This is a genomic window from uncultured Sphingopyxis sp. (assembly GCF_900078365.1).
Taxonomy (GTDB): Bacteria; Pseudomonadota; Alphaproteobacteria; order Sphingomonadales; family Sphingomonadaceae; genus Sphingopyxis.
Genome location: NZ_LT598653.1, coordinates 93,846 through 111,974, shown reverse-complemented (window position 1 = coordinate 111,974; position 18,129 = coordinate 93,846). Strand labels below are relative to the sequence as shown.

At 67.0% G+C, this 18,129-nt stretch carries 20 protein-coding genes; 14 read left to right on the top strand and 6 right to left on the bottom strand.

Features of this window, described 5'->3' with window-relative positions; genetic code table 11:
* Nucleotides 1-201 precede the first annotated feature (201 nt).
* The 3 genes from rplU (at nt 202) to QZL87_RS00485 (ending at nt 1,858) form a co-directional block, all read left to right on the top strand.
* The gene (rplU, locus tag QZL87_RS00495) at nt 202-705 is read left to right on the top strand and encodes a 50S ribosomal protein L21 (RefSeq protein ID WP_295322474.1); all 504 of its coding nucleotides are present in this window, start codon (nt 202-204) and stop codon (nt 703-705) included.
* 50 nt (nt 706-755) lie between these two features.
* Nucleotides 756-1,025: a 50S ribosomal protein L27 gene (rpmA, locus tag QZL87_RS00490; protein ID WP_037554904.1), complete on the top strand. Its 270-nt coding sequence runs from the start codon at nt 756-758 to the stop codon at nt 1,023-1,025.
* Nucleotides 1,026-1,261: 236 nt separating this feature from the next.
* Nucleotides 1,262-1,858 carry a GNAT family N-acetyltransferase gene (locus QZL87_RS00485; protein WP_295322471.1) on the top strand — a complete coding sequence of 199 codons (597 nt, stop codon included), beginning with the start codon at nt 1,262-1,264 and terminating at the stop codon, nt 1,856-1,858.
* A 310-nt stretch (nt 1,859-2,168) separates the two neighbouring features.
* Here the strand turns inward: QZL87_RS00485 and QZL87_RS00480 are convergent, their stop codons facing one another.
* Entirely contained in the window at nt 2,169-2,759 is a 591-nt protein-coding gene (locus QZL87_RS00480) for a DUF937 domain-containing protein (protein WP_295322470.1), read from the bottom strand.
* A gap of 176 nt (nt 2,760-2,935) precedes the next feature.
* Here QZL87_RS00480 and QZL87_RS00475 point away from each other — a divergent pair, with 176 nt between their 5' ends.
* From QZL87_RS00475 to QZL87_RS00465, 3 genes are all read left to right on the top strand, one after another.
* Nucleotides 2,936-3,334: a DUF3597 domain-containing protein gene (locus tag QZL87_RS00475; protein ID WP_295322469.1), complete on the top strand. Its 399-nt coding sequence runs from the start codon at nt 2,936-2,938 to the stop codon at nt 3,332-3,334.
* A 218-nt stretch (nt 3,335-3,552) separates the two neighbouring features.
* The gene (locus tag QZL87_RS00470) at nt 3,553-5,397 is read left to right on the top strand and encodes a DUF885 domain-containing protein (protein ID WP_295322466.1); all 1,845 of its coding nucleotides are present in this window, start codon (nt 3,553-3,555) and stop codon (nt 5,395-5,397) included.
* Nucleotides 5,394-6,332 (top strand): DUF2268 domain-containing putative Zn-dependent protease, encoded by a 939-nt coding sequence (locus QZL87_RS00465; protein ID WP_295322463.1) that lies wholly within the window; start codon nt 5,394-5,396, stop codon nt 6,330-6,332. The genes QZL87_RS00470 and QZL87_RS00465 overlap by 4 nt, the downstream gene beginning before the upstream one ends.
* 56 nt (nt 6,333-6,388) lie before the next feature.
* Here QZL87_RS00465 and QZL87_RS00460 read toward each other — a convergent pair whose 3' ends face one another.
* Both QZL87_RS00460 and QZL87_RS00455 read right to left on the bottom strand, forming a co-directional pair.
* Nucleotides 6,389-6,838: a hypothetical protein gene (locus tag QZL87_RS00460; RefSeq protein WP_295322462.1), complete on the bottom strand. Its 450-nt coding sequence runs from the start codon at nt 6,836-6,838 to the stop codon at nt 6,389-6,391.
* A gap of 47 nt (nt 6,839-6,885) precedes the next feature.
* Nucleotides 6,886-8,487 carry a phosphoenolpyruvate carboxykinase gene (locus QZL87_RS00455; protein ID WP_295322461.1) on the bottom strand — a complete coding sequence of 534 codons (1,602 nt, stop codon included), beginning with the start codon at nt 8,485-8,487 and terminating at the stop codon, nt 6,886-6,888.
* A 401-nt stretch (nt 8,488-8,888) separates the two neighbouring features.
* Here QZL87_RS00455 and QZL87_RS00450 point away from each other — a divergent pair, with 401 nt between their 5' ends.
* From QZL87_RS00450 to QZL87_RS00415, 8 genes are all read left to right on the top strand, one after another.
* Entirely contained in the window at nt 8,889-9,599 is a 711-nt protein-coding gene (locus tag QZL87_RS00450) for a response regulator transcription factor (protein WP_295322459.1), read from the top strand.
* Nucleotides 9,589-11,196 (top strand): stimulus-sensing domain-containing protein, encoded by a 1,608-nt coding sequence (locus QZL87_RS00445; protein ID WP_295322457.1) that lies wholly within the window; start codon nt 9,589-9,591, stop codon nt 11,194-11,196. The genes QZL87_RS00450 and QZL87_RS00445 overlap by 11 nt, the downstream gene beginning before the upstream one ends.
* Before the next feature lie 248 nt (nt 11,197-11,444).
* Nucleotides 11,445-11,891 carry a serine kinase gene (locus QZL87_RS00440; protein WP_295322455.1) on the top strand — a complete coding sequence of 149 codons (447 nt, stop codon included), beginning with the start codon at nt 11,445-11,447 and terminating at the stop codon, nt 11,889-11,891.
* A complete protein-coding gene (gene rapZ, locus QZL87_RS00435) occupies nt 11,888-12,826 on the top strand; it encodes an RNase adapter RapZ (RefSeq protein ID WP_295322453.1) in 939 nt (312 codons plus the stop codon). The genes QZL87_RS00440 and rapZ overlap by 4 nt, the downstream gene beginning before the upstream one ends.
* A gap of 14 nt (nt 12,827-12,840) precedes the next feature.
* Entirely contained in the window at nt 12,841-13,269 is a 429-nt protein-coding gene (locus tag QZL87_RS00430; RefSeq protein ID WP_167919829.1) for a PTS sugar transporter subunit IIA, read from the top strand.
* Entirely contained in the window at nt 13,266-13,544 is a 279-nt protein-coding gene (locus QZL87_RS00425; protein ID WP_295322451.1) for an HPr family phosphocarrier protein, read from the top strand. Before QZL87_RS00430 ends, QZL87_RS00425 begins: the two co-directional genes overlap by 4 nt.
* A 144-nt stretch (nt 13,545-13,688) precedes the next feature.
* Nucleotides 13,689-14,498 (top strand): RNA methyltransferase, encoded by an 810-nt coding sequence (locus QZL87_RS00420; RefSeq protein ID WP_295322449.1) that lies wholly within the window; start codon nt 13,689-13,691, stop codon nt 14,496-14,498.
* Nucleotides 14,499-14,646: 148 nt separating this feature from the next.
* The gene (locus QZL87_RS00415) at nt 14,647-15,360 is read left to right on the top strand and encodes an META domain-containing protein (protein ID WP_295322446.1); all 714 of its coding nucleotides are present in this window, start codon (nt 14,647-14,649) and stop codon (nt 15,358-15,360) included.
* Between the two features lie 132 nt (nt 15,361-15,492).
* Here the strand turns inward: QZL87_RS00415 and QZL87_RS00410 are convergent, their stop codons facing one another.
* The 3 genes from QZL87_RS00410 to QZL87_RS00400 all read right to left on the bottom strand — a co-directional run bounded on the left by QZL87_RS00410 (nt 15,493) and on the right by QZL87_RS00400 (nt 18,112).
* Nucleotides 15,493-16,848: a DNA recombination protein RmuC gene (locus tag QZL87_RS00410; protein WP_295322444.1), complete on the bottom strand. Its 1,356-nt coding sequence runs from the start codon at nt 16,846-16,848 to the stop codon at nt 15,493-15,495.
* A 235-nt stretch (nt 16,849-17,083) separates the two neighbouring features.
* Nucleotides 17,084-17,563, bottom strand: coding sequence for a vgr related protein (locus QZL87_RS00405; RefSeq protein WP_295322441.1), 480 nt, complete (start codon nt 17,561-17,563; stop codon nt 17,084-17,086).
* Between the two features lie 6 nt (nt 17,564-17,569).
* Entirely contained in the window at nt 17,570-18,112 is a 543-nt protein-coding gene (locus QZL87_RS00400) for a copper chaperone PCu(A)C (RefSeq protein WP_295322437.1), read from the bottom strand.
* Nucleotides 18,113-18,129 lie beyond the last annotated feature (17 nt).

Here is an 18,129-nt window from a genome sequence, read left to right as displayed (position 1 = left end):
TGTAGGGAGGCTGGGTGGGGAGCGGGCTGGCGCCGATTCTCGCGCTCGCGCGAAAAACTGATAAAAAGCGCGGAAATATGCGGTTGACAGCACGGGCCTGGCTCGCTAGTGGCGCTGACTTTCCCGCATGCCGGAAAAATCGCCCGCTTCGGCGGGGGACTGGCAGCGCGGGTGTTCTAGTTTCTGATTGGATGGAAGACCATGTTCGCAATCGTGCGCACGGGCGGAAAGCAGTATCGCGTTGCCGCCGGAGACAAGATCGCCGTCGAGAAGATCGAGGGTGAAGCCGGTGACACCGTGTCGCTGGGCGACATCCTGCTGGCCGGCGACGGCGGCGAGGTGAAGGATGCGAAGGGTCTCGTCGTTTCGGCCGAGATCATCGCCCAGACCCGCGGCGAAAAGGTCATCGTCTTCAAGAAGCGCCGCCGGCACAATTATCGCCGCCGCAACGGCCACCGCCAATCGCTGACGCTGCTGCGCATCCTCGCCGTCGGCGACGCCAAGAAGGCCGCGCCGAAGAAGGAAGCCGCGCCGAAGGCCGAGGCTGCCCCAGCCGCCGAAGCCAAGGCCGCTCCCGCCCAGGAAGCGCCCAAGAAGGAAGCTGCGCCGAAGAAGGCCGCTGCTCCCAAGAAGGAAGCTGCACCCAAGGCCGAAGCCGAAAAGAAGCCCGCTGCCAAGAAGGCAGCCCCCAAGAAGGACGCCTGAGCGCGGAAACGCCGCTCGGCCTCAACCGAACGAATTAAGGAGCATCAGTCATGGCACATAAGAAAGCAGGCGGTTCTTCGCGCAACGGTCGCGACTCAGCCGGCCGCCGCCTTGGCGTGAAGAAGTTCGGCGGTCAGGAAGTGATCGGCGGCAACATTATCGTGCGCCAGCGCGGTACCAAGGTGTACCCGGGCGCCAACGTCGGCATGGGCAAGGACCACACGCTGTTCGCGACCGCGGACGGCCGCGTCCGATTCCACGACGGCAAGCTCGGCCGCAAATATGTCTCGGTCGACATGATGGCCGAAGCCGCCGAATAAGGACGATCTTCCAGGGTCGTCCACCAAGGGATGACCCGGAGCTGTCCTTTCCGCGAACGCGGAAACAAGGTTCGAAAAGAGGGAGACGGGTCACCCCGGACTCCCTTTTTTCTTGCCTGAAATCCGCGTGCTAGCGGGCCGGCGCGAAAACGGGGCCTTCCATCTCCCTCCACATCGAATGTCGTCAAAGCGTCACCATCTGGCGCCAGGGCGACAGGCATTGGGAGTTTGAAAACATGTTCGCGCGTACCGAAAGACTGTTGCTGCGGCCCGGCTGGCTCGAAGATGCCCCCGCGCTCGCCCGTGCGATCGGCGAGGAAGCGGTGGTCCGCAACCTGTCGCGCGCGCCCTGGCCCTATGGCGAGGCGGAGGCGCAGACGTTCCTGAGCCTGCCGCTCGACCCGAACCAGCCGCGCTTCCTGATCTTCGCGCGCACCGGCGGCGCGCCGCGCCTCGTCGGCGGCTGCGGCATTTCGCCCAGCCCCGAAGGCGAGCTCGAAATGGGTTACTGGATCGCCCGGCCCTATTGGGGTCTCGGTTTCGCGACCGAGGCGGGGCGCCAGCTCCTCCACATCGCGCGCGCGATGAACCTGCCGAAGCTGACCGCCGGCCACTTCCTCGACAATCCCGCGTCGGGCGCGGTGCTGCGCAAGCTGGGCTTTCGCCCGACCGGCAAGGTCGCGCAGCGTTACAGCCTCGCGCGCGGCGGCGATGCGCCCTGCGCGCTGTTCGAGGAAGGCGACGCCGATGCCGATGCTATCGTCACCCCGATGCGAAGCCGCATCGGGGTGGACGAGGATTTCCGCGAGGATATCAGGCTGATGGCGGCGTGAGGCGCCTTACTCCATGACCCTACGCACATCGACTTTTGGGGTGGGGAGCAGATGTTCCAGACTACCAACCCTCGTCATTCCCGCGAAAGCGGGAACCCAGCGAGCAAAGGTCGCAACTGGGTTCCCGCTTTCGCGGGAATGACGATGTTAAGAGGCCCGCAATCGATCGGTCTCAGACATTCGTCATCCCGGACCTGATCCGGGATCCATTCTTTCCACGCTGCGTGAATGGACCCCGGATCAAGTCCGGGGTGACGAATAAGAGACGGCAACTTCCGGCCGTTTTCGGCCATCGTCCGCCGTCCGGCAGCTATCCCCGCAACTTGCCCACCATGCCCATGATGTCGTCGAGCGGATTGCCGTCGCCGTCCATGTCGAGCATTTTGCCCAAACCGCCGAGGCCGCCCGCCGACGGCGCGGCGCCACCGCCCATCGCGCCGCCGAGGACATTGCCGAGCATGCCGCCGAGGCCGCCCGAAAGCCCGCCGCTCGCGCCGCCCTGACCGCCCTGCTTCGCCATATAGCCCGCGACCATCATCGCGAGCATCGGCAGCATCTGCTTGAGGATTCCCGAATCGATCCCGGTTTGCGCGGAGGCCTGTCCCGCCACCGTCCGGCTGACGTCCTTCGACCCGAAGATCTGCCCGAGCACGTCATTGCCCTGGTTCACCGGGGTCGGCTGCGACCCGAGCACCGAGTCGAGCAGGCCGCCGCCGCCGAGCTGGCCGAGCAGCCCGCCGAGCCCCTCGACGCCGCCCGATTGCGCCTGTTTCTTGAACCCGCCGAGGATCGCGGGAAGCAGCGCGTCCGCGCCCTGCTTCGCCGTCGCGGCCGGAATGCCCAATTCTTTCGCCATCGATTCGATGCCGCCGGCCTGCGCCAGAATGTCGGTGAGATTCATTTCTTTTCTCCCTCTCGAGCGCGGATCGAACCGCGCCGATCGGCGTTTGTTATAGCAGCCGCCGGGAGGAGGAGGAGTCGTTCATTTGGCTGTCATTCTCAAGTGCATAGTCCTAGCCTGCGGCTATTCGACTCGCCCCTTCCGGGTTGGCCGCATTTCTAGTGGGAGCTTGAACAATGAGCATTTTCGGCAAGATCAAGGACGCCATTTTCGGCAAGAAGGCCGTCGCCGCACAGCCCGCCGCCCCGGCCGCGCCCAGCCCCGTCGGCACCGCGCTCGACGCCGCGACGAGCGCGATGGCGACCGCCGCCGCCGCGCCGGTCGATGTCGATGCGATTCTCACCGCCGAGGCGGCGAACGCCGGGCAGGATCTCAACTGGCGCACGTCGATCGTCGACCTGATGAAGCTGCTCGGCATCGATTCGAGCCTCGCCAACCGCAAGGAACTGGCGCAGGAGCTCGGCTATACCGGCGCGCTCGACGGCAGCGCCGAAATGAACATCTGGCTGCACAAGGCGGTGATGCGCGAGCTCGCCGCGAACGGCGGCAAGGTGCCCGCTGATTTGACCGACTGATAGCGAAATCCACCCTCCCCTTCAGGGGAGGGCGCGAGACTTGCCAGCTTGCTGGCTTAGTCGCAGCGGGTGGGGGCTCGAAGCCTTGCGCAAGGCCGATGGCCCCCACCCCAACCCCTCCCCTGAAGGGGAGGGGCTTTTTATGCCGGCCCATTGACCGCGCCGCGCCCCACTCCCTAGACAGGTTTCAACAGAAACAAAGTCGCAGGGAGCCCGTAGTGCAACATCCGCTTTCCACCCCCGTCAGCCGCCGCCGCACGCTCGCCACGCTTGGCGCGGGCACCGCGGGGCTCGCCATTGCGGGCCCCGCCGCGGCGCTGCAGGACGCGCCGAAGAGCGACGCGCAGCAATTGCTCGATTCGATCGCCGATAATCTGCTCGCGCAGTCACCCGAGGGAGCGACCTCGCTGGGCATCGACACTGGCGCACGCGCGGCGATGCGCGGACAGCTTGGCGATCGTTCGGCGGCGGGGGTGCAGGCGCTGGCGGGCACGCTGAAAGCCGATGTCACGCGCGTCCGCGCCTTCGACAAGACAGGGCTCGACCATGCCACGCGCACCAGCCTCGCCGTGGTCGAAAGCGCCTATGACGTCGCGCTCGCGGGCTTCGCCCTCCCCTATGGCGATGTCGCCGTCGGCGGCTGGCGCAACACGCCTTACGTGGTGATCCAGAATGTCGGCGCCTATCTCGACATCCCCAAATTCCTCGACAGCGACCATCCGGTGAAGTCGTCGGCCGACGCCGAGGCCTATCTCGCGCGCCTCAATGCCTTTCCCGGCGTCCTCGACGGCGAGACCGACCGGCTGAAGGCGGCGGGCGGCCAGGGGCTGATCGCCCCCGCCTTCCTGATCGACAAGGCGATCAAGCAGATGGAGACGACGATCGCCGACGCCAAGGCGGGCGGCTCGATGGTCGAAAGCCTCGTCCGCCGCACCGGCGAAGCGAAAATCGCCGGAGACTGGTCGGCGCGCTCGGCGAAGATCGTGCGGGGACCGGTCGCCGCGGCGCTCGAACGCCAGCTCGCCGAGCTGAAGGCGCAGCGACCGAAGGCGGTGATGGATGCGGGTATGTGGGCGCGCCCCGGCGGCGACGAATGGTATGCGTGGGGGCTGCGCGCCTCGACGACGACGCGCATGACCCCCGACGAGCTTCACGCGATGGGCCGCGAGGAACTCGCCGAACTCCATGGCCGCATGGACCCGATCCTCAGGAAGCTCGGCTATACGCAGGGGTCGGTCGGCGACCGGATGAACGCGCTCGCCAAGGACCCCAAATATAAATTCCCCGACAATGATCAGGGCCGCGCCGAGATCGTCGCCTATATCCAGACCTGGCTCGGCAAGATCCGCGCCGAGCTGCCGCGCGCCTTCCGCACTTTGGTGAAAGGCAATGTCGAGGTGAAGCGGCTGCCGCTCGCCGAGGAACCCGGCGCGCCCGCGGCCTATGGCGGCGCGGGGTCGATCGACGGCAGCATTCCGGGGCGCTTCTGGATCAACCTGCGCACGACCGAGCTGCACAGCAAATATTCGCTGCCCGACCTCGCGATGCACGAAGCGATTCCGGGGCACGCGTGGCAGGGCGAATATGCGCATGCGATGCCGCTGATCCGTACGATGCTCGCGTTCAACGCCTATTCGGAAGGATGGGCGCTCTATGCCGAGCAGCTCGCCGACGAACTCGGCCTCTATGACGATTTCGAGGTCGGGCGCCTCGGCTATCTCCAGTCGCTCGCCTTCCGCGCCTGCCGCCTCGTCGTCGACACCGGCCTCCACGCCAAACGCTGGACGCGCGAGCAGGGCGTCGAATTTTTCGTGCGCGAGAATGGCTCGAACCCGCTCGAGGTCGCGAGCGAGGTCGACCGCTATTGCAGCTGGGCCGGGCAGGCCTGCGGCTACAAGGTCGGGCACAGCGAGATCGTGCGCCAGCGCGGGCTGGCGCAAAAGGCGCTGGGCGCAAAATATGACCTGCGCGATTTCAACGATGTCGTGGTCAAGGGCGGCAACGTCCCGCTCGACGTGCTGGCGCAGAATGTCGACGAATATGTGCGGGAGGCGAAGGCATGAGGCCGCACGTCATGATGAAGGGCCTGTTTGGCGCCGCATTGCTCGCCGCGATTCCCGCTCACGCGCATGAAGCCGAAGCGGACGCCGCGGCGCGCGTGACCATCGCGACGAGCGACGTCGATCGCTTTTACGCGCTCTATGACGACCCCGCGCTCGCGGCGCAGCCCGAAGTGGTCGCAGCGCGCTATCTCGCCACCCCCTCGCCGGGACTTGCGGAATTCATGGTGATGCGCCGGATCACGCCCGAAAAGCTCGCCGCCGCGCTGAGCAAGAAGCCGCAGGTCTTTGCCGACGCGCGCGGCTGCGCGGCCAATCTTCCCGCGGTGCGCACGCGCCTTGTCGCCGCGACCGACCGCCTCGCGCAAATCTATCCCGCCGCGAAATTCCCGCCGATCACCATCGCCATCGGCCGCGCGACGACCGCGGGAACCGCCAATGCGAAAGGGCTCTACATCGGCCTCGAAGCCCTGTGCGCCGCCAAATTCATCGAAGCCGACGACGAGGACCGCTTCGTCCATGTCATCGCGCATGAATATGTCCATGTGCAGCAGCCGCTGGCGCAGGTCGAGGACCGCGAGGAATCGGTGCTGCGCGCGGCGCTCGTCGAAGGCGCGGCCGAATTTATCGCCGAGCGGATGACCGGATCGGTCGCCTATCCGCTGCTGCACCAATGGGCGAAGGGGCGCGAGACGGAGCTCGAGACGATCTTCCTCGCCGAAAAGGACCAGAAGGCGATCGGCTCGCGCTGGCTCTACAACCAGAAGGGCGCCGACGGCTGGCCGGGCGACCTGGGTTACTGGGTCGGCTATCGCGTCGCGAAGAGCTATTACGACCACGCGCCCGACAAGGCGGCGGCCATCAAGGCGATCGTCGAGATGAAGGACCCCGCCGCCTTCCTCGCCGCGAGCGGATGGACGCCGGGGATGGCACTCTAAACGGCAATTTTCAGCGGTGCATCCCCGCGAAGGCGGGAGCACACAGCTTGCCAAGGTTATTTCGGCAGCGGCGCGAGGTCGGGTTCGACGAAGCCGCGTCGCGCGGGAACCGAAAAGAGCAGGTCGCGGCTGTAGAAGCGCAGCGGCCAGTCGCGGCGCCCCATCGGGGATAGCAGCAGCGCGTTGACGCGCGTTGCAAGGTCCGCTTCCCTGGTTTCCGACAGGAACAGGCGCACGCCCGCGACATAGGCGCGGGTGATGCTGTCGTGATAGCCGCCATGGTCATCGTTCACGCCGCCGACGCTTTCGTTGAAGCGGCGGATCAGCCCTGCGATTTCGGCATCGACGTCGATGTCGGGGCGCTCGCTCAGCAGCCAGAGGCACGCGGCGAGATGCGCCTCGTGCGTCCACGCCGCGCGCGGCAGCGCGCGCGCGAGCAAGCCCTCGCCGATCGCGCGTATCTCTTCGTCGCGCGCGAACAGGCGCGGTTTATATTCGGTGGTCATGGGTCCGGTCCTTCCGGGTGAGGAACACCCGGAAGTTTCCGGGTCGATTATGCCGCGACGGCCACCCGCGGCGCGGCCTGGCGGACGCCTTCGTCGACATGGTCCGCAAATTGCGCGAAATTGTCGATGAATTGCTGCACCAGCGCCTCGGCCGTCCGGTCATAGGCCGCCTTGTCGGCCCACGCCTCGCGCGGGTCGAGCAGGCCCGAGTCGACGCCCGGCACCGCGACCGGGACGAGGAAGCCGAAATTCGGATCCTTGCGGAACTCGGCATCGTTCAAACTGCCGTCGAGGGCCGCATTCAGCAAAGCGCGCGTCGCCTTGATCGGCATGCGCTTGATGCCGTCCATCGTCGCCATGCCGCCGGTCCAGCCGGTGTTGACGAGCCAGCACTGAACCCCGCCCCTGGCGATGCGTTCCTTGAGCAGGTTGCCGTAGACCGACGGGTGGCGCGGCATGAAGGGTGCGCCGAAGCAGGTCGAGAAGGTCGCCTCGGGCTCGGTCACGCCGATCTCGGTCCCTGCCACCTTCGCGGTATAGCCCGACAGGAAATGATACATCGCCTGATCGGGGGTCAGCTTCGCGATCGGCGGCAGCACGCCAAAGGCATCGGCGGTCAGCATGATCACGGTGCGCGGCACCGGCCCCATGTTCGCCTCCGACGCGTTCGGAATGAAGTCGATCGGATAGGCGCCGCGGGTATTCTCGGCGAGACTGTTGTCGTCGAGGTCGAGCGCGCGCGTCGCGGGGTCGATCACGACATTTTCGAGCACGGTGCCGAAGCGGCGGGTGGTCGCGTAGATTTCGGGCTCGGCCTCTTCGGACAGGCGGATCATCTTGGCGTAGCAGCCGCCCTCGAAGTTGAAGACCGCGGTGTCCGACCAGCCATGCTCGTCGTCGCCGATCAGCGTGCGCGAGGCGTCGGCCGACAGCGTCGTCTTGCCGGTGCCGCTGAGGCCGAAAAAGACCGCCGTGTCGCCGTCGGGGCCGATGTTGGCCGAACAGTGCATCGGCATCACGCCATCGACGGGGAGCAGATAGTTGAGGATGCCGAACACCGACTTCTTCATCTCGCCGGCATAGGCAGTGCCGCCGATCAGCACGAGCTTTTCGGTGAAGTTGACCGCGACGACGGTTTCGCTGCGCGTGCCGTGCTTCGCGGGGTCGGCGCGGAAGCTCGGCAGGTCGATGATCGTATATTCGGTTTCGAACGCCGCGAGCTCGGCCGCGGTCGGGCGGCAGAGCAAAGTGCGGATGAACTGGCTGTGCCACGCGAGTTCGGTGACGACCTGGACGCCGACGCGATGCTCGGGCTGCGAGCCGCCGAACAGCTGCTGGCGATAGAGGCGCGGACGCTCGGCAAGGTGCGCGAGGAAATCGGCCTTCAGCGCGGCGAAATGATCGGGGGTCATTGGGACGTTGGTCTTGCCCCACCAGATGGTGTCCGCCGTCTCCGCATCCTGGACGATGAACTTGTCCTTGGCGCTGCGGCCGGTGTGCTTGCCCGTCTGGACGACGAGCGGGCCGTCCTTGGCGAGCAGGCCCTCGCCATGGCGCACCGCCTCCTCGATCAGCGCCGGCGTGCCCCAGTTTTCGGCGACATCCGCTTTCGTCTCGACGCTGTCGCCGCCGATCACAACCTTGGTCATTCGCTTCGCCTTTCCTTGTCCGGCGGCGTCCTTGCATACCTATGCAATGCCTGGCGCGCTAATGGGCTGGCCCGCATCTCCATGGGTGCCGACGTGTCCGCCGATTCCGAAATCCCGGCTCCGTTAGCGAGGGCGGGGGCCGAGGTCAAAAGATTAACGTGGCGCAGTGCAGCATGTGCGACGAGCGCATGGGCGCGGGAACCGGTGCCATGCGCGCGCGGTTGTCGGTGAGAGCGGGATGAGCTACGAGCAGGTGGGTTTGCGACCCCCTCGAACCGCTCGCATCGAGCGAAGTCGAGATGCCCTTCGGCGTGACGCCATTTCGACGGGTGTCTCGACTTCGCTCGACACGAACGGTCAACGAGGATCGCGCCAAAACCCGCCCGCCCTATGGAAAGAGCATGACGGCAACCATCGCGCTGGTCGACGACGACCGCAATATCCTGCAATCCCTGTCGATCGCGCTGCAGGCCGAAGGATTCGTCACGCGCGTCTATTCGGACGGCGAGGCGGCGCTGAAGCCGCTGATCGACAACCCGCCCGACCTCGCGGTTTTCGACATCAAGATGCCGCGGATGGACGGGCTCGAACTGCTGCGCCGACTGCGCGAGAAGAGCCAGCTTCCCGTGATCTTCCTCACCAGCAAGGACGACGAGATCGACGAGGCTTTGGGGCTCGCGATGGGCGCCGACGACTATATCGCCAAACCCTTTTCGCAGCGCCTGGTGATTGCGCGCATCCGCGCCATCCTGCGCCGCGTCGAACTCAATCGCGCGCCGCCGAGCGACGACGACGAGCCCGTCGCCGAGCCGATCACGCGCGGGCGGCTGAGCATGGACCCCGCGCGGCACAAGGTCGCGTGGGACGGCAAGGACGTGACGCTGACCGTCACCGAATTCCTGATCCTCGAAACGCTCGCGAACCGCCCCGGCGTCGTGCGCAGCCGCAACCAGCTGATGGACGCCGCCTATCAGGACGACGTCTATATCGACGACCGCACGATCGACAGCCACATCAAGCGCCTGCGCCGCAAGTTCCGCGAGGTCGATCCCGAATTCGACGCGATCGCGACCCTTTATGGCGCGGGCTACCGCTTTGCCGATGAAAGCTGACGTCTTGAAGGCCGACGCGAGCATCGCCGAGCAGGAGGAATCGCCGCTCGTCTGGTCGGCGCGCTGGTCGCTGACGACGCGCATCCTCGCGGTCAATATCCTCGCCATCGCGCTGCTCGCCGGCGGCTTCTATTATCTCGACACCTATCGCAGCCGGCTGGTCGACACGCGCATCGAGGTGATGAAGGACCAGCTCGCGATGCTCGACAGCGCGCTCGAAGCCGCACGCCCCGACCAGCGCGCCACCCTGATCAGCGAATTTACCAAGGCGACCGAATCGCGGCTGCGCTTCTATGGCGCCGATGGAAGACGTGTTTCAGACAGCTTCGCGAACGGGCCGCCGACCTACACGCTGCGCGATCCCGAGCTGCAACCGTGGAAACGCGACGCCGCGCGCGCGATGGATCGCGGCATAGACTGGATCGTGGGCGCACCAAGCTATCCCGATTTCGAGGAACCGCGCATCGACCGCGCGCAATCGTGGCCCGAGGTCGTCGAGGCGCAGGCAAGCGGCCTCGCGGCCAGCCGCTTCCGCTATGCGCCCGAGCGCACGCCGCTCTTGAGCGCCGCGCGCGTCGTCGATCTCGAAACGCCGCAGACGGTGCTGATGACGCTCAACGCGCGCGACATCACGCGCACGGTGCGCGCCGAACGCTTCCGCCTCGCGGTGGTCATCCTCGTCGTGCTGATGGCGTCGGTGCTGCTCTCGCTCTTCCTTGCGCGCACGATCGTCCGCCCCTTGCGCCGCCTCGCGCGCGCCGCGGTGCGCGTCCGGCTCGGCCGCGCGCGCGAAGTCGTCGTCCCGCGCCTGCCGAGCCGCCGCGACGAGATCGGCACGCTCGCGCGCGCGCTGTCGGACATGACGCAAGCCCTTCGCGAACGCATCGACGCGGGCGAGCATTTCGCCGCCGACGTGACGCACGAGCTCAAGAATCCGATCGCCTCGGTGCGCTCGGCGATCGAGGGGCTGGGCCGCGTCAAGAGCGACGAGCAGCGCGCGCAATTGCTGCGCATCGCCGACGAGGACGTCCGCCGCCTCGACCGGCTGGTGAGCGACATCAGCGAGGCGAGCCGCGTCGACGCGCAGTTGTCGCGCACCCTGTTCGAACCCGTCGACGTCGGCATCATGATCGAATCGATGCTCGCCGCGCGCGCCGCGCGCGTCGAGGCGGGGACGCCGCACCCGCGCGTCGCCTTCGCGCGCCCGCGCAAGGGCACGACCGTCGTGATGGGCGACGGCCACCGGCTCGAGCGCGCGATCGACAATGTCATCGACAATGCGATCAGCTTCTCGCCCGCCGACGGGCTTGTCTGCGTTTCGGCGACCCGGCTCGGCGACGAGGTGCATGTGAAGGTGGACGACGATGGCCCGGGGATCGAACCGGCGCAGCGCGACGCGATCTTCCGCCGCTTTCACAGCGAACGCCCGCCGGGCGAGGCGTTCGGCCGCCACAGCGGCCTCGGCCTCGCGATCGCGCGGACGATCGTCGAAGGACATAGCGGGACGATCAGCGCCAAGGATCGCGACGACGGCAAGCCCGGCGCCAGCCTGCTGATCACCCTGCCCGCGCGCGAGGGCGGGCAGGAAGGGGGCTGAACAATCCTCCCTGTCGCGCAGCGATGGGGAGGGGGAGTGCAGGGTTGGATTGCCCCCGGCAATCCAAGTCCAGTCCGGGGGACTGGACGACCCAGCACTCTCGCGAAGCGAGTGGTGGAGGGGCCGCGACGTCGCGACATGGCCCCTCCGTCAGCGGCTCCGCCGCTGCCACCTCCCCATGGCTTCGCCACAGGGAGGATCAGTTTGTCGCCTTGCGGCACCGCGTCGGCGCCGGTAAGCCTTGCGCCATGCTTCCGAGCCGGACCAGAATCGAAATCGTCAACATCCATGCCAGCTGCGTCGCGGCGGGCAATGGCGGCGTGCTGATCCTCGGCAATTCGGGACAAGGCAAATCGGACCTCGCGCTGCGGCTGATCGATCGCGGCGCCAGGCTGGTCGCCGACGACCGCTGCGACATCTGGTTCGAGCGCGGCCGCCTGTGGTGCCGCCCGCCCGAGACGCTGGCCGGCAAGCTCGAGGTGCGCGGGATCGGGATCGTCGAACGGCCGTGGACGGCGCCGGTGTCGCTCGCGCTCGCGGTGCGCCTCTCCGACCGCTACGACCGCATGCCCGCGGTGGGTCAGGTCGAGACGGTTGCGGGCCACCCGCTTCCCGCGCTGCTGCTGTCGGCGTTCGAGGCGTCGGCGCCGATCAAGATCCTGCTCGCGCTCGAACAGCTGGCGCCCGCCGCATGAGCGAAACCACCGAATCACGGCTGCTGCTCGTCACCGGCCTGTCGGGCGCGGGCAAGTCGACCGTGCTCAAGGTGCTCGAGGATCTGGGCTGGGAGGTCGTCGACAACCTGCCGCTCGCGCTGCTCGAAACGCTGATCGACGGGCCGGTCAAACCCGGCGAGGCGGGGCGTCCGCTCGCGATCGGCATCGACAGCCGGAGTCGCGGTTTTCGTCCCGCCTTGCTCGTGCGGCGGATCAAGGAGTTGCGCGAAAGCGGCCGCCGCGACATCCAGACTTTGTTCCTCGATTGCGCCGGCGCCGAGCTCGAGCGCCGCTTTTCCGAAACGCGCCGCCGCCACCCGATGGCCGAGGACCGCCCCGCCGCCGACGGCATCGCGCGCGAGCGCGAGATGATGGAGCCGCTCCGCCGCTGGGCCGAGCATGTCGTCGACACGACCAATTACAGCAGCAACGACCTGCAGCAGGAAATCCGCCAGCGTTTCGCCGTCGCGGACGGCGGCGAACCGGTGCTCAACATTTTGAGCTTCGGCTTCGCGCGCGGCCTGCCGCGCAACGCCGACCTGGTGTTCGACATGCGCTACCTGCGCAACCCGCATTGGGACCCGAAGCTCAAGCCGGGCACTGGGCTCGATGCCGACGTCGCCGCCTATGTGATCGCGGACCCCGCCTATGAGGACAGCGTCGCGCAGATCGAGCGGCTGATCCTGACCTTGCTGCCGCGCTACCGCGCCGAGGGCAAAAGCTATGTCACCATCGCCTTCGGTTGCACCGGCGGGCGGCACCGTTCGGTCCATGTCGCGAACCGTGTGACCCAGACGCTACGCGCGTCCGGATATGAGCCAGTGCTGACCCACCGCAACCTTGACTCCGCCCCGCAAGATGGGCTTGAGGGCAGGCCCCCGCCCGCGTCTCCCGCATCCGGCGGCAACATATAAGGGTCGACGACTGCATGCCGAACGATAAGGCTTTGCCGCTCTTGGGAATGGTGCTCGTCACCCACGGCCGCCTCGCCGAGGAAATGGTGCGCGCGATGGAGCATGTCGTCGGTCCGCAAAGGGCCATCGCGACCGTGTGCATCGGCCCCAACGACAATATGGAGATGCGCCGCAAGGAAATCGCCGACGCGATTCGCAAGGTCGACGAGGGCCGCGGCGTCGTGATGCTGACCGACCTGTTCGGCGGCACCCCGTCGAACCTCGCGATCAGCCTGCTCGAAGCGGGGCGCACCGAAGTGATCGCCGGCGTCAACCTGCCGATGCTGATCCGGCTCGAAAGCGCGCGCAAGACGATGGAGTTGCGCGCCGCGGTGATCGCGGCGAAGGAAGCCGGCCAGAAATATATTTCGGTCGCATCGGAGATGCTGGGAGTAGGCCCTTGAACGAGATTTCCGAAACCGTCGAGATCACCAACCAGCGCGGCCTGCACGCGCGCGCCAGCGCCAAATTCGTGACCTTCGTCAGTCGCCTGCCCGAAAGCGTGTCGGTCGAGGTCGAAAAGGGCGGCAGCCGCGTCAACGGCACGTCGATCATGGGCCTGATGATGCTCGGCGCCGCCAAGGGCGATTCGATCACCATCCATACGAAGGGCGACGGCGCCGACGCGGCGCTTCTGAAGCTCGTCGGGCTGGTCAAGGACAGCTTCGGCGAGGATTGACCGGATGACCGGTTCTTTCCTACGGTCGTGCCCCTGCGCAGGCAGGGGCCCATCGCCTGCGCTATCCTTTTCCTCCCACGCTTGCTCGGCAACGGTAGCTCGGGTGATGGGGCCCAGCCTGCGCAGGGGCACGGACGAGTGGACATGACCGGTCGCCGTTCCACCATCGAAAGTCTGTCGAACCCGCTGGTCAAGCGGATGCGGCTCCTGCGCGAGAAGCGCCATCGCCGCGCCGAGCGGCTGTTCCTCGCCGAAGGGCTGCGCATCGCGACCGAAGCGCGCGAGGCCGGAATATTACCGCAATGGCTGTTCCTGGGCCCCGAGGGCGCGGCGCATCCGCTGGCGAAGACGCTGGTCGACGCGACTTTGGCCGCAGGGGGCGAGGTGATCGACACGACGCCTGCGATCCTTTCCAAATTGTCGGGCAAGGATAATCCGCAGACGGTGGTCGGCATCTACGCCGAGCCCAGGGCGGCGCTCGCCGATCTCGACCGCAACGCGGCGCCGATCTGGCTCGTCGCCGAGCGGCTGCGCGATCCGGGCAATCTCGGCACGATGCTGCGCACCGGCGACGCAGTCGGCGCGGGCGGGCTGATCCTGCTCGATGACAGCACCGACCCCTATGCGGTCGAGGCGGTGCGTGCGAGCATGGGGGCGATCTTCACGCAGAAGCTGGTGGTCGCGCGCTGGGAAGAGTTCCTGCCCTGGCTGCGTCAGGGACCCGGCCAGCTCGTCGCGACCTGGCTCGGCGACGATAGCGTGGATTATCAGGCGGTGCGCTACGCCGCGCCGACCTTCATCCTGACCGGCAATGAATCGCAAGGTCTGCCGCCCGAATATGCCGCCGCGGCGGACGTGCGGGTCAAAATGCCGATGCTGGGCAAGGCCGACAGCCTCAACGCCGCGGTCGCGACCGCGGTGATGGCGTATGAGGTGCTGAACCAGCGGCGATAGTCTCGCCCTGCGAACTGCTATAGACTTCGTCATGCTGAACTTGATTCAGCATCCATTCTTCCTTCGGCTGACAAGCAGACGCCGAATGGATCCCGGATCTCCTGAGCTTGTCGAAGGACCGGGATGACGAAGAGGAAAGGTCCGTTCGATGATCCGCACTCCGCTCCTGATTGCCCTACCCGCCTTTGCCGCCCTCGCCGCCTGCGCGCCCGCCGGCGACATGCCGCGCGGCCCCGGCGAACCGCCCGCCGCCTATATGGCGCTCGGCACCGAGCCCGGGTGGACGCTCGAGATCACGCCGTCGCGGCTCAATTACGACGGCGATTATGGCGAGACAAAGATCATGGTGCCGAACCCCGGCGCGCGCGCCGTCGCGAATGGCGAGGAATATGTCACCGATCGGCTGAAGGTCGAAGTCACGCGCGGCGAATGCAGCGACGGAATGAGCGACCGCCGCTATGCCGACACGGTGACGGTCACCGCCGACGGCAAGACGGTGAAAGGCTGCGGCGGCGGGATACTACCGCCCACCGAGCTCGCGGGAACCAACTGGACCTTCGTGTCGATCGGCGGGGTGCCCGTCGCGGCCGACCGCCCGACCGCGCTCGCCTTCGAAGCCGAGCGGCTGAGCGGCAGCGCGGGCTGCAACCGCTTTTCGGGCGGCTATTCGCTCGCCGACCGCACGCTGACCGCGGGGCCGCTGATGGCGACCAAGATGGCGTGCCCCGGCGCGGGCATGACGCAGGAAAGCGCCTTCTTCGCGCTGATGCGCGGCCCGGTGAGTCTGACCTTCCCGACCGACGGCACCTTGATCCTGACAGGGAGCGACGGGCAGACGGCGGCGCTGAAGCGGGTGATTTGAGCTTCAAAGCCCGCGCATCATCAAACCCCGTTCGTGCTGAGCCTGTCGAAGCACCGTTCTTTTCTTGAACGTAAAAGACAAGAACGGCCCTTCGACAGGCTCAGGGCGAACGGGTTTTCAGGTATGACGGACCTATTCCCCCGCGTCGTTGACCGCCGCTGGCGCCGGCGCCAGCTTGGCGAGCGGGCGCGCCGCCTGTTCGGCGACGGGAAGCGTGGGGATGTCCTTGCCACCGGTCTCGACGTCGAGCGCCTCGAACCGCTTCGCCTGCGTCAGCACCTGCGATTCGAAGCTGCCGACGAAGGCGTTGTACGCGCCCGTCGCCTGATCGAGATTCTTGCCGACGCGCGCGATGTGGGCGCCCATCACCGACATGCGCGCATAAAGTTCCTTGCCCAGCGCCGCGATCTCGCGCGCCTGTCCGGCGAGCTTTTCCTGCCGCCACACCGCCGCGACGGTACGCGCGATCGCGATCAAATTGGTCGGGGTCGCGAGCAGCACCTTGCGCTCGAACGCATAGTCCCAAAGCTCGTGATCCTGATCGAGCGCGGCGGCGAGGAAATGTTCGCCGGGGACGAACATCACGACGAAGTCGGGGGTGCCGTCGAACTGGTTCCAATAGCTTTTGGCGCCGAGCGTGTTGACGTGCGCGCGCATCGCCGCGGCATGCGCGGCGAGATGCGCGACCTTCTCCCCCTCGTCGACCGCGCCAAACGCGTCCTGATAGGCGTTCAAGGACACTTTGGCGTCGATGATCAGGCTCTGCCCGCCGGGCACCTTGACGACGACGTCGGGGCGCAGCCGTCCGCCGTCGCCATCCTGGACGCTGACCTCGGTCTGGAAATCGGCGTGTTCAGAAAGCCCGCAGCTTTCGAGCACGTTGCGAAGCTGCTGCTCACCCCAGCGCCCGCGCGCCTTGGGGGCATTGCGCAGCGCGTTGACGAGCTTCGCCGCCTCGCTCGACACGCGCTCGGTGCCCTCGCGCATCGCGGCGATCTGGCCGTGGAGCAGGCCGAAGGCGTCGCGGCGTTCGGCTTCGACCTTGCCGACGGCTTCCTCATATTTGGCGAGCCGCTCGTGGACGGGCGACAGCAGCGCCTTCAGATTCTGCCCCGCCGTCTCCTCGCTCTGCCGGAAACGCGCATCGGCGCGTTCGAGAAACGCCTTTTGCGCCTCGCCGAGCATCGTCTGCCCGACCTCGCGGAACTGCGCGGTGAGCGCCGCCTGCGCGTCCTTCAATTGCGCGATCTGCGCGTCGTGCGCCGCGTCGCGCGCCTTTTGTTCGCTCAGCACTTCCGCGAGCCGGATATCGGCCGCCTTGCGCGCCTCGGCCTCGGCCGCGAGGTCGGTCACCGCGCTCCTGAACCGCTCGGCGAGACCGTCGCGCTCGGCCTTGAGCCCGCCCGATTGCCGGCCGGCGAAAAGCCAGCCGATCAACGCGCCGATGGCGAGGGCAACAAGGGCGGCGACGAGCGAGCTTCCATTCATGAGCGGAACATAGGACGAACGCCGGGGGCTTGGCTAGGGGCTAATTGGAGAGCGGGGGCGGGTGCGGCATTGGAGTGGGGAGAGGCCATTCCCGACATTCGTCATTCCCGCGGAGTCGCAGACGGCGCGCAGCGCCTCCGCGGGAACCCAGTGTGGGATCGGCCTGCGCGCGCTCTGGGTCCCCGCTTTCGCGGGGATGACGATGTAAAGGGCCGCTCCCGGCCGAATCCAGACATTACCCCGCTCCACCGCCAGCAAACGGCAGGATCGCGCGATAGGCATCCACTCCCGGCGCGCCGCCGACGATCATGCCCTGCGTCAACAGCCAGTAATGCCGCACGATCTCGGCCTGTTGTTCGAGTCCGTAGCGATGGAGCGGCCAGCCGGGTTTGAGGCTGTAGCTGTAGGTCGCAAACGGATGGCGCATCAGCACCAGATACCACCGCCCGCGCGTCTGCGCCTGCCACACATGCGTCATTTCGTGGATGAACAGCCCCTTGAGCCGCTGCGACGCGGTGCTGAAATCGTCGCAGTAGAGGTCGCCGTGCGGGTTGAAATGGATGCTGCCCATCGGCGCCATCACGACATGGCGCGGCTGGAAGAACATCCATTTATGGTGGCAGATGCGCACGCGGTCATAGGCGATCGCGTCGCCGAACACCGGGCGGGCGAGCGCGATTTCCCCCGGCGTCAACGGTCGCGACGGGCGCGGCACCCGCGCTTATTTCTTGGCCGCGCCCGGCGCCGCCGTTTCGGCGCCCTTCTCCATCGCGCCATGATCCATCGCGCCATGACCGGCCGCGCCGCCCTCGGCGGGCTTGATCACCATGTCGAAGAGGATGCGCTCATTGTTGTTGTTGGTGAAGACGAACGCCATCGGCAGCTTGCCCGCGCGCACCGCGGCGCCGTTGATGTGCCAGATCATCAGATGCTTGCCGCCCTGTTTGAACACCAGTTCGCCCTTGGCGGGAACCGCCGCGCGCGCGAGCGGCTTCATCGCCACCACGCCATTTTCGCGCACGCTCTCGTGCATCTCGACGCGCTGCGCGAGATCGCTGGTCACCGCGACCAGCTCGACGTCGCGTGGCCCGCCCTCGACGCGGAAATAGCCGACTGCCGGGCGATCGGGCGTCGCCCCCATCACGATATGGCCGCTCACGACGTTGAGCTGCTGTCCGGCGCCGAGGTTTTCGCCGCAACCGGTCAGGCTGAGCGCGGCGGCGGCAAGAGCGGCGCCAAAGAGACTGGAGGCGAAGGGTTTCATTTTGGGAGGACTCCGTA